This window comes from Photobacterium indicum (assembly GCF_003026215.1).
Lineage (GTDB): Bacteria > Pseudomonadota > Gammaproteobacteria > Enterobacterales > Vibrionaceae > Photobacterium > Photobacterium indicum.
This window is the reverse complement of record NZ_PYOC01000002.1, coordinates 1-12,115: the sequence shown is the minus strand read 5'-3', so window position 1 is coordinate 12,115 and position 12,115 is coordinate 1. Positions and strand designations below refer to the sequence as shown.

General features: G+C 41.8%; 6 protein-coding genes and 1 pseudogene. 3 read left to right on the top strand and 4 right to left on the bottom strand.

Going from position 1 to position 12,115, the window contains the following annotated elements:
- Positions 1-141: 141 nt before the first annotated feature.
- The 4 genes and pseudogenes from C9J47_RS05995 to C9J47_RS05980 form a co-directional block, all read right to left on the bottom strand.
- A pseudogene (locus tag C9J47_RS05995) lies at positions 142-2,031 on the bottom strand (FAD-dependent oxidoreductase); the annotation flags it as partial.
- 295 nt (positions 2,032-2,326) lie between these two features.
- Positions 2,327-4,420, bottom strand: a complete 2,094-nt coding sequence (locus C9J47_RS05990) for a methyl-accepting chemotaxis protein (RefSeq protein ID WP_107252722.1) — start codon at positions 4,418-4,420, stop codon at positions 2,327-2,329.
- 333 nt (positions 4,421-4,753) lie between these two features.
- The gene (locus C9J47_RS05985; RefSeq protein ID WP_245903326.1) at positions 4,754-5,773 is read right to left on the bottom strand and encodes a DUF2860 domain-containing protein; all 1,020 of its coding nucleotides are present in this window, start codon (positions 5,771-5,773) and stop codon (positions 4,754-4,756) included.
- 192 nt (positions 5,774-5,965) lie between these two features.
- Positions 5,966-7,327 carry a hypothetical protein gene (locus C9J47_RS05980; protein ID WP_107252720.1) on the bottom strand — a complete coding sequence of 454 codons (1,362 nt, stop codon included), beginning with the start codon at positions 7,325-7,327 and terminating at the stop codon, positions 5,966-5,968.
- Positions 7,328-7,604: 277 nt separating this feature from the next.
- Here C9J47_RS05980 and C9J47_RS05975 point away from each other — a divergent pair, with 277 nt between their 5' ends.
- From C9J47_RS05975 to C9J47_RS05965, 3 genes are all read left to right on the top strand, one after another.
- Positions 7,605-8,447: a CvfB family protein gene (locus tag C9J47_RS05975; RefSeq protein ID WP_006232031.1), complete on the top strand. Its 843-nt coding sequence runs from the start codon at positions 7,605-7,607 to the stop codon at positions 8,445-8,447.
- A gap of 274 nt (positions 8,448-8,721) precedes the next feature.
- Positions 8,722-10,353 (top strand): peptide ABC transporter substrate-binding protein, encoded by a 1,632-nt coding sequence (locus C9J47_RS05970; protein ID WP_107252719.1) that lies wholly within the window; start codon positions 8,722-8,724, stop codon positions 10,351-10,353.
- Between the two features lie 277 nt (positions 10,354-10,630).
- Entirely contained in the window at positions 10,631-11,884 is a 1,254-nt protein-coding gene (locus C9J47_RS05965) for an esterase/lipase family protein (protein ID WP_107252718.1), read from the top strand.
- Positions 11,885-12,115 lie beyond the last annotated feature (231 nt).

Sequence of the window (12,115 nt, the reverse complement as noted above, 5' to 3'; positions counted from 1 at the left end):
TGAACCTGATTACGGTAGTATAATCAGGTTTTTTCTTGTTGTTTTTGTCCTCCTGAAACGAGCATCTTGAGGTGACTTGGGTATATATAGTAATTACTTTGTCATATAGAGTGGTATTGTATTATTTGAAAAATAACTATTGGCTGCTTTATGCCCGTTGATAGCTGTGAGCTCAGAGGCATCTATTCTATATTCTGATGCGCAATCTCGCAGATCGCATTTATTTCTGAGTTGACAGCCACATTCAAGACAACGTTTGGCTTCAGTTATAGCTGATTGATTTGTAAACCCTGTTTCGACTTCACTAAAATTTAATCGTCGCTGCTCAACGGTTAGTTCAGGCATTGTCACTCGTAATATATGTTTCATGGCATCAGAAAAGTTGAGTTCTTTTTGTTCTGATGTCTGTCCTCGAGCTAGAGATCTCATGACTTGTGTTACGTTCGTTAAATGTGACGGATTAACAAACTGCATTTTTGAGTTATTGCTAAAGTTGAATGAGTTGCTTTGCAGACTTTTCATATTGCTATTCAAGTAACAATCAATTGCTTTAGCTGCGACTCTACCGTCAGCCACCGCTTCTACCGCAGTGGCAGGACCACGGCGAAAATCACCAATACCAAATATATTACGGACACCACTGTGCATTGTTGTTTCATCGCAATCGATAGTATTCCAGCGGGTTAATGGTATGTCGATATTGTCGTTATCAAGAAAACTGAGGTCTGGGGCTTGTGACACGGCAGCAATAACAGTATCAAACTCCTGGGTAATATATTCGCCAGTTGGTTCTGGACGTGAACGTCCTGATGAGTCAGGTGTGCCAAGCGCCATTTTTTCTAGGCAGACCTTATTTACCCTGTTGTGTTCATCGCCAATATTTTCTACAGGATTAGTCAAAAAGCTAAACTTGACGCCTTCCTTTTCGGCTTCATCAACTTCATAGGCTTCTGCTGGCATCTCTGCTCGAGTACGGCGATAGATCAGCGTCGTATCAGCTCCTGCTCTTACAGCAGTACGAGCGCAGTCAATTGCGGTATTTCCACCACCGATTACTGCTACTTTTTTCCCAGTTATGCATTGTTGTTCTGTTACAAAATCTTTGAGGTAATCAACCCCAAGGTAACACCCTTTTAAATCACTACCTGGGTAGCCCATACCAACGGCTTTTGATGCGCCTACTGCCATACAGACAGCATCATACTTCTCGCTTAGTTCAGATAAAGTAAGTTCTTCACCAAGTTTACAGGAGGTTTTAATCTCCATACCGTTTCGACACATTATTTCAATTTCTTTATCAAGAATAGCTTTGGGTAAACGGTATTCAGGAATGCCGTAACGAAGCCAGCCTCCGGGATTGGGCATTGCTTCAAACACGGTAACATCATAACCCTCATTGCTAAGGTAGTAGCCGCAGGTTAGTCCACCAGGACCACTACCGATAATAGCGATGGATTTATCTTTATGAGGTTTTCGAGCTGGAACATAAGACTCTAGAGCAGCAAGATCGATGTCAGCGGTATGTCGTTTCAATTGACGGATTGCAAGTGGTTCATCAATTAATCGACGTTGGCAGCCGGCTTCACAAAATGCAGGGCATACTCGACCAATTGATAATGGCATAGGTAATGTCTGTTTAATGACTTCTATTGCTTTCTTGTGATCATTTTTCGAAATATGATAAAGATAAGATTGAATGTCGACACCTGCAGGGCAAGCCGTTTGACAAGGAGCTTCGCAGTATTCAGCTTTGTGTTCAGACAGTATTCGAATAAGCGCTTTTTTTCTACGTTTTGATAACTGTTCAGATTCTGTGATTACTGACATGCCATCAAATGGCGTTATTTTGCATGCTTTTTTTATACCAAAACCATCAACCTCGATTTCACAAAGGTCACAGAGGTGTTTTTTTCCATAAGTATCTGAATCACAGAGTGAAGGGATATGGATGTTATGGTGTCTGGCGATAGTAAGTAGGGTTTGATTTTTATCGACCTCAAACAGTTGTCCATTTATGGTGATGCTGAACATTATTACCTCGAGATTATATAACTTCTTGCCCATAAATTTAAATCATTCACTTTTATGGGATGAGTAGCATAAGATATTCTTCATCGAGTAAATTTGCCCTTGCTCTTGTTTTTATCACTTCAGATCAAGACGTGGCGTTTTTTTCTGCTTTTTTATCCTTGTTGTTAGCCTAACTCGCCTTGCGCTTGCGGTCGTGTTGTTACGTTGTTATTGAATTTAATATCAAAAAAAGCCACCGAGGAGTAATTTCGGTGGCTTTTATATTATACGTTATCGAATATATGTAAGGCTGTGATTATGTGCGAAACTGATTTAGCTCCGTACGCAATGTTGTCGCCGTGTCAGCCAATTGTTCCGACAAGGTAGATGATGCATTCATGCTATCCACCACATCATTGGCGGTTTCGTTGATGATCACTACGTTGCGGTTGATCTCTTCGGTGACCAAACTTTGCTCTTCTGCGGCAGATGCAATCTGGTTGTTCATATCGTTGACCACGTTAATCGCGGCATTGATTTCTTCTAATGCAGCTTGAGCTGAATCTGTTTCGGTACGGGTTGAGAGAGCTTGTTGTTGACTCTCGGCCATCAAAATTACGATCGATTGGGTTTCGCTTTCGAGGCGAGATAACATGCCACGGATTTCTTCGGTTGATCCTTGTGTGCGATTTGCCAAGCTACGAACTTCGTCGGCAACGACGGCAAAGCCACGGCCAAATTCACCTGCACGGGCAGCTTCAATCGCGGCATTAAGAGCGAGTAAATTAGTTTGATCCGCAATACCGCCAATTTCAGACAAGATGTTCTGAATCGCGGCACTGGATTCAGCCAAGTTCTGGATTTGCGCTTGTGCATTGTTAATACGTTCTGCTAATTCGGTGACTGAACAGGCGGCGTAATCCATTTTCGCAATGCCTTCCTGGCTACTCACTTGCACCTGACTCGCAGCGGTGGCGGCCTGAACAGCAGAGCTTGCCACTTCATTGGCTGTGGCACTCATTTCATTCATAGCGGTGGCTAATGAGTTCACTTCAGCCAACTGTATCGCCAGTTTTGTTTTCGCATCATCTGCTTTTTCGGTACCGGCAACGGCATTGCGATCCACGGCTTCCGCGGTTTCGGTCGCGTGACGCAGGGTTTCTTGCATACGTGCTACGAACGTATTGAACCAGTGTGCGAGTTGACCCGTTTCGTCTTTGCTGTGAATTTCAATACGGCGGGTTAAATCGCCTTCACCTTCGGCAATATCACGCATGCGCTCAACTAACTGCATCATGATTTTGCCGATGTTGTTTGCCAGTAAAATCATGGCCACAATACCCACGATGGCTGCGAATAAGCCCGCTAATACACCGTTTGTGATGGCTTGGTCGTTTTGCTCTGTGCTCCAATCGGTGAAAGCATTCACGTCTTTGGTTAACACGTTAGAAGGAATCGATACCAACACAATCCATGGTTTGCCTGTGGTATTAACTGATGATACGGCCATGATGTCGTTACCGATCGTCAGCAGTGTTTGATTGTTACTTAAGGCGAGCTGTTGAATGTCGCCCCAACGTTGTGAAATATCACCAGAAACAGCCTTACCCACATCGGCAGGTGCTTTGCTGTGCGCCATCACATTACCTTGCCATGAGGTAATCATGATGTCGCCTTGGCCGTCATACAGCTCGCTAGCAAGTTGTTGGCTTTGGCCTTGAAATTCAGCCAGCGACCAGTCAAAACCTAATGAACCAACGATTTTTCCGTTAACTTTCAATGGTTGGCTGATAGTAGTGATCAGCTCTTTGTTGCCACGCACGTCGTAATAATACGGTTCCATAACAAACGTATTCCCCGTTTCATACGGCGCGAGATGCCACTCGTCAATACGTTCTCCATTGCTATTAAGCGATTGGTTTTGGAAGGAATCCATTGCTGTGGGTTCAAAGCCACCAGCCGAGGTAGGGGAAAAAAATGGTGCTAGGTAACCCGCTTTATTTAATGAAGCAAGGCCTTCTTGCGTGACTGGTGCAGCCCAAGGTGATGATTCCCATACCATGTAACCGGCAAAAACACTTTTGTTTTGATTTTTAAGGCTAGCGACAAATTGTTGAACCAAAAGATCGGCGCTGCCTTGTTGTGATGCCGTTAATTCGAGCATGGTACGTAATTGGTCAAGATTAGCTAAAACCGGAGCCAGTTGGTTATTTAGTGTGTTGCTTTGCTCGTTAGCTGCAGCTATGAGGTTATTGTCTGTTGCTGTTTTTAATTGTTCAGTAACACGGTTGGTAATTTGCTGCTGAACGGAAGTGAATGATTGCGTGGTAAACCACATTGCAATGGCAAGCGTGAATATCATTGCTACGCCAGAGCTGACTGCAATGCGTGTTTTAATAGATGCAAACACGTGCTGATCCCTCGTTAATATAAAAAAGATAAATAGAAAATGGTTAGACTTATTATAAAAATAGTTATTTTTGGAACCAGAGGAATTATAAAGCAAAGATAAAAACAGAAGATGTGCAGATATTGTTAATCATTAAAGATAATGAATGGGTTGTTAATGCATCAAGAGGCCATCGCTAAATGACCCTAAACAGGTATAACAAAATAGGATAGGCACAATTAACCATCTTGTAGTACAAGATGATATTTTAATTTATGAGTGCCTGCCTTTACATACAGTCAATAAAAAAGGTGGAGGCAATCCATTGAACGTCAATGATTGAAGGTTACTCCATTAAAACAGGTATAAGATCCCAATACTTGCTAGGTTTACTGACGAATCATAGAAGTTAATATCACTATCTTCTTCAAACCAGACCACACCAGCATTGGCCAGCCAGCCATCCCAACCAAAAGGTTTGTTATAGAAGGCAGTAAAGCTGGCACCGTATCGATTACTGTCTGCTTTTTTACTGTAAACAGGGTTGGCCTCATCGTATTCCAGAGTCGCATAAGTGGCATTGGTGACAAATTTCCAGCGATTAACCGAGTAAATATAGTTTATATTAAAAGACAGTCCATCATAGGCTACGGCGTCGCCGTCGAGATCTTGATCGATATAGGCTATTGCAGGGGTAATTATGTGTTTATTCTCGTCTCTGTTAAAAGTGTATTGAACAGAGAAACGATTTCTATCGCCGTTACGATCCAGCAGAGCGCGATCGGCAGCAGACAATCCCAGCTCTTCACCACTTCGTTCCTTATCGATATCAACTTCCCGTGCAGAGTAGCGAAGCTCCAGTCCGGTTCCGTATATTTCATCCCAGATGAGTCGATAGCCGTTGCTGGAACGATCGGTGTTTGTACGATTGGTGTCAGTGACAAAGGGATCTTCCCACACTTCGGTCGCAAGCGGGGTTTGCAAAAAGCTAACACCGATTACACCAGCATTACCTATTTCTTGCCGTACACCAGCGCGAGCGGCAAAATCGAAGCGGATATAGTCTTCAAGTTGGTTACCAAAAAATATCTGGGTACGGGTGCTGGCAAAAGTGTAGGCGATCTCCAGACCGAGTACAGGTAGGCCAGAAGTTTCACTATCAGGTGAGTTAGTGAGAGTGTCGATGCTTTTGTTACCGAGATCGACACTGCCGAACTTTGCCAGCGTGTTGGATTCGACGCTGGTAACACCGGCTCCGAGATTGATAAAACCACTGAAGCCACTTTGCGGGGGAATTGGCTTCATAGCGTAAGCGGATGACACCATGGTAGTGCTGAAGACAAGAAAACTCAGGTAACGCATAGAAAATCTCATGACTAATCAATATTAATATCAACAATAGTCATATTTTCTGTCTGGGATTTTATTAATGATAAGAAATACACTAAAAGCTTTCCAGCTAGGCTAGATCAGAAGATTAATGGATGTGGTGGAACCTGTCAGCTTAGGTTACGAACTAGCACTGACAGATTGAATTTTGGCTAAGCCATATTCCACTGCGGCTTGTTATTTTTCAGGTGTGACCATTTCCATGACTTCAACATCCACAATGCGAGAACGGTTCATGATGATTTTCCATCGCTGAATACGCACCGTATCATCTTCATCTGTTTCTTTAGTGATCAGGTTAATTAAGTGACGTTTTTCAACCGACTCCTTGGTAACCTGCCCATCACTGAGTTGATAGATTCGCTGTGATCCTTTTTCCATTAAACTAGTAAATACACGTAAATCAAGCATGATAGATTCAAGTGTTTGTTCATAACCACTTAAAAACTTAGTGGGTGACATACGAGTGGTACTTTTGTAGTGCAATATCGTTTCTTCACGTTGCGATACTTGGTGTTTACGCACCTTTTTAATATCACTTTCTAATGCGTCGTAGTTGGTATATTCCAGCCATTCAAGCTGCCGACCTGTTAGGTGGCCTGTATTTGCATCGAAGAATTGCTTACGCCACTTTGCCTTACCTTTGCGTAATAAGCGCCATAACATTATTTTTAAATCGTCTTTAAATACTTCACGAGCCGCATAGATCAAAGAAAGTACCAAGATGAAAGAGGCTGTAATATCACCTAAGAAACCGCGCGCTTTAATCAGCATTATGGTAACGAAAATCATCACGATACCTGCAGCCAAGCCAGTCACAATTTTCTTGGTATTTTTACCCAGTTCAATGGTTTTTTCTTTCATTGTTACTGGGTATTCAATCAAGCGCCGCAGTAAACGCATTTTGTTAGACATACGCGTTTGATCTTGCATTGCTTTTGTTGAGTTGTAGTCGTGCTTAGTTCGGTGCTCTGATTCTGTTTTGCAGGTCTCTAGCAGCATTTCCTTTATTTCTGGGTATTCCTTGCCGCGAGGTAGGTGTGCAACTAATGCAAGGCAACGTTGTTCGGTAAACCATGATAAATAATTATCGATATTTTCGTAGTACTTCAGTAGCTTTTTATCTGTAGGGCGACTTCTACGTAAACGCTTAAGAATGCGCACACAAAGTTGGGCGACTTCTGCTACCTCTTCTAAATCGCGTTCTTGTTTATCATCTAATAATTGCTGAGCTGATTTCTCGAGCGCAAGCGCATATTGATAGGCATACAAACTCAAACTTAAACGATACTGCTCACTGGAGAGTTTGCCTCTGCTGGCGAGTCGACTGTGTACTAGCGGTAGGTGGTTAATATCGCTGTAGTAAGTACGTTTTCCGTGAATTGCATTGTGATAAAATTCATCCTCGGTAACGATATTGGAATGTAAGCCAAGTTCACCAGGAACGAAAATATACATATCAAGCTGTCGATTAGTTGTTTCCTGGATGACATGGGAAATCTTTAGTTTATGCCCATCTTTTCTTTCGACAGTGATCACTTCGTTTATATGCCTCTATGCAGGTTGTTATTTGATGTTTACGGTTATAATTTTAGAGTATTTAAGTGGGTATTATTAGCTGATTTTGCATTGATTTGTGTCAACAGCATGAAATTTAGTCAAATAACCGAAGATAGGTCAGGCAAGCTGAACTAACATCACGTATAATGCGCGACCAAAGTTCGTATTGATACTCGTATATAGCGTAATGTCTCGCTGTTTGTGACTTACCTTTACGAAACGTATCGTTATTATTTACTCAGAGAGTGTCGGATTCATGATTAAGATTGGACAATACAACACATTAGAAGTCGTCAAGCTAGTTGATTTTGGCGTGTTTCTAGATGGTGGTGAAGACATTGGTAATATTCTTTTGCCAAAGAATTCTGTTCCAGCCGGCACGCAACTGGGTGATGAGCTGAAAGTTTTCATCTATTTTGATTCGCAAGATGACATCATTGCAACCACGACAGAACCACTGGTTCAGGTAGGAGAGTTTGCTAAGCTACGTGTTGTAGGCGTTAGCAGCTTTGGTGCATTTGTTGATTGGGGTTTGGTTAAAGACCTATTAGTTCCATTCAGTGAGCAACGCCGTAAGTTGGAAGAAGGCGACAACGTGATGCTTCGCGTTTATACCGATAAAGCATCGGGTCGTATTGTTGGCTCAACGAAGTTTAACCGTTTCCTTGATAACACACCGGCTAATTACACTGTTGGCCAAGAAGTGAAAGTAACAATTGTCGAAATTACCGACCTTGGCTACAAAGTGGCGATTGAAAATGAGCACTGGGGTCTTATCTTCAAAACAGAGTCTTTTGGTAAACTGTTTGTTGGCAAGAAGCTGAGAGCATTTGTGAAAGAACTTCGTCCAGACGGTAAAATCAGCTTGTCACTACAGAAAGCAGGCCGTGGCAAAGTTGACGATTTGTCAGATAAAGTGTTGAAGTCGCTAGAACGAAAAGGTGGTTTCATGCCACTAAGTGATAAATCATCACCAGATGAAATTTTCGAAGCGTTCCGTACAAGTAAGGCAACGTTCAAGAAAACAATCGGTGGCTTATACAAGCAAGGTCTGATTGAAATCACTCGTGAAGGTATTCAGCTTAAAGACAACGACTAGTTAGCCTGAAAATATCGAACACCCCCAAAAGCCGATGATAATCATCGGCTTTTTTTGTGACTACTGCCATATATCCCTCATTTTTATCCTTTTATTGCTATGAAACTATTCTTCCAAGAGTATTCTGGGTAAGCAAATAGTTGCATTTTGACAAAACAAAAAGCGCGAGATGGAAGTACGTGCTGTATGTGTTTTGTGTTTTCTAATACCACTCTGAATAAGTGAATGATCAGAGAATTATTTAGATTGGTATCCATGATTAAAAGGATTTGATATGCAAGGCATCAAGAAATCTAAGTTAGCGGCAATGGTTGCTCTTCTGGCTGCGGCACCGTTGGTTATTGCCCCCGTTTCAGCTGCAGATGTACCTGAAGGGGTTACGTTAGCAAAGGTTCAAGAGATCGTTCGTGGTAATGGCGATGAAGTGCCAACGCTGGATCCCGCGTATTCATCTGATACTGCGAGCTCTCGTGTTATTCAAGATATGTTTGAGGGGTTAGTGACTCAAGATACTGCTGGCAATATTATTCCTGCTTTAGCAACAAGTTGGGAAAAGTCAGAAGATGGAAAAGTGTATACTTTCCATTTACGAGAAGGGGCTACGTGGTCGAATGGTGAACCGATAACAGCGAAAGATTTTGAATATAGCTTTCAGCGTGTGATTGATCCTGCAACAGCAGCACCTTATGCCTGGTATTACACGATGGCAAATATTGTGAATGCCGATGAAATCAATAAAGGCGAGTTATCGACAGATCAGCTAGGTGTGAAAGCGCTCGATGATAAAACGCTTCAAATTACGCTAACAAAACCCGTACCGTATTTTGCTAAAATGTTAGTACATGAATCGACGTATCCTGTTTACCAAGCTGCGATCGAAAAATATGGTGACGCATGGACGAAGCCCCAAAATATCGTCACAAGCAGCGCTTATAAGTTAAGCAAGTGGGTATTGAACGAACGTATCGTGTTGGAAAAGAGCCCAACGTATTGGAACAATGAAAAGACAGAAGTAACCAAAGTTACTTACCTGCCAATTCAAGATTTAACAGCAGAGTATAACCGTTTCCGTACCGGTGAAATTGATATCACTTCGTCATTTCCTTTAGAACAATACAATGCGATTAAAAAGCAACGTCCTGATGAGCTACTAACAATGCCATCGTTGGGTACGTATTATTATTTGTTCAATATTAATAAAAAGCCGTTTGATGATGTGCGAGTGCGTAAAGCTTTAGCCTATGCCATCGATCGTAATGTTGTAACAGACATCATTTTGGGACAAGGCCAAATTCCGGCTTATGGTGTAACGCCACCTTCAGTGTCTGGTTTTGAAGCTCCGAAGCTTGCATGGGAAACCATGAGCCAGAAAGAGCGTACCAAGAAAGCCCAAGCGCTATTAAAAGAAGCTGGGTTTGATAAAAAGAACCCGCTTAAGTTCGAGTTGGTTTACAACACCAGTGAATCACATAAGAAATTGGCGATTGTTGTTTCTTCGATGTGGAAGAAAAGTTTAGGCGTTGAAGTTGAGCTAGCAAACCAAGAATGGAAAACATTCTTACAAAAACTATCTCAGCGTGATTTTGATGTTGCACGTTATGCGTGGATGGGTGATTACAACGAGGCATCAACGTTTTTATCATACTTTGAAAGCACTGGTATGAACTACGCAAGATGGAGCAATGTTAATTACGATGAGGCGATGAAGCTTGCTATTCAAGCCCCAACAGATATCAAACGTAATGATTATTACCAGCAGGCAGAAGAAGTATTTGCCGACGAAATGCCAGCGGTGCCGTTATATTTCTATACTCGTTCAGTATTGAAGCAAACGAAAGTGGGTGGCTATTCGAAAACGAATGCATCAGAAGGGCGTTTTACGCGTGATCTGTATGTAACTCAATAAATAATATAGATTGATCAAAATAAAAGCAGAGCACTATTCGTATTACAAACCAGTAATACCGTGCTCTGCTTTTTATTATGATAAATAAGTTATTGTGAGAAATAAGCGGTTCACAATTAGCACGTAATCATTCACTATGAACTCAGTGGCTTATTCGGTGTAGCTTGTTCAGTATGAGTTACTCGCTTATACGACGCTCTATTTAAACTGACGCTCTATGTACACATGCGCTATATAAACACGTGCTATGTAAACAATAGACGAAAGGGGTTCATGAATGGTTATACAAACGTCAAAAAAACGATTTAAGCATGTGCGTGCTTCTGATCTTCGCGGAATGGGGCAGTTGGCTACGCAGGCAACCATGAATGTAACCCGCATTGCTGAAGGTGTTCACCAATCTGTATGGAATACATTGGGAATGCCTGGAGGTAAAGACCCCGGTCGTACAAGAGGTATTACTGGCCTTGTTTATAACAGTATTTATGGCGTAACCCAATTATTGGGAAGTGGTGTAGATAAGGTACTTGAGAAACAACAGCCTTGGTTCGACACCTTAGATAAAGATAAAACAGAAACCAATGAGCGTACGGCGGTTTTGTCTGCATTAAATGGGATTATGGGCGATCAGCTCGTTGAGTCAAATAACCAATTAGCAATTCCGATGACTTTTTACCATCAGCAGCAAGCTTTAAGTTGGAATGATGAAGAGCAAGCACTTGTTATTCCACAAGCGAAGAATAAAGTATTGTTGATGATCCATGGTTTGTGCATGAATGATCGCCAATGGTGTGGTGAGTATGAAGGGACGGAGGTCAATCATGGTGAGCAACTATCATCCACGCTAGGTTATACCCCTGTTTATCTTCGATACAATACTGGCCTCCATGTTTCACTAAATGGAAGGGAGTTGTCTGAGCTGCTTGAACAGTTAGTCGATAGTTGGCCCGTTGAAATAGAAGAGCTGACAGTGGTTGCTCATAGCATGGGAGGTCTATTAACGCGCAGTGCCGTTCATTATGGTTTTCAGCAATCAAAGCACTGGCCAAATGTGATTAAAAATATTGTTTTTCTTGGTACGCCGCATCACGGAGCGCCATTGGAGCGTGCAGGGAATAAGCTAGGTGCAATATTAAGTGCAATCCCTTATACCGCCCCATTCAATAGGCTTAGCAATCTTCGCAGTTCAGGGATCACCGATTTGCGTTATGGTTATATTATTGATGAGGATTGGCAAGGGCAAGAACGCTTTGGTAACCATGCTGACGAACGTTTGAGTGTATCGTTACCGCCCCTGGTTGCTTGTTTTACTGTTGCTGCTACAACTGCCAGCCAAAGAAGCCTTTTAGCTGATAGATTAATAGGGGATGGGCTTGTTCCCCTTCACAGCGCTTTGGGTATCCATAAAGTCGAAGATCATCATTTATCGTTTGCTGAGACGTCACAGAAAATTTTCTATGGCATGAATCATATGCAATTGCTAAGTGATCCCGCTGTTACCCAGCAGCTAGAAGAGTGGTTGAGTTATTAATTACGGATTTTCATATTAAACAGTTCTCTCATAATCATCGTAATTGAAACCTCTGTAACTTTATTCAGATAAAAAGCAAACGATAACGTTCTGTGTGAATTTCTAGCAGTAAACTGTTGAAAAAATATGCTAACAGTATTAATTTTTATTTTAATACATTAGTTTTTCTGAAAAAATCATCCGTAGAAATTTTCATTTTGAATTTAACGTATTGATAATAATAGTATTAAT

Excerpts from the sequence above, each read along its gene's own strand:
- C9J47_RS05985 (WP_245903326.1), bottom strand. The coding sequence starts at position 5,773 with ATGAGATTTTCTATGCGTTACCTGAGTTTTCTTGTCTTCAGCACTACC.
- C9J47_RS05975 (WP_006232031.1), top strand. The coding sequence starts at position 7,605 with ATGATTAAGATTGGACAATACAACACATTAGAAGTCGTCAAGCTAGTT.
- C9J47_RS05970 (WP_107252719.1), top strand. The coding sequence starts at position 8,722 with ATGCAAGGCATCAAGAAATCTAAGTTAGCGGCAATGGTTGCTCTTCTG.
- C9J47_RS05965 (WP_107252718.1), top strand. The coding sequence starts at position 10,631 with ATGGTTATACAAACGTCAAAAAAACGATTTAAGCATGTGCGTGCTTCT.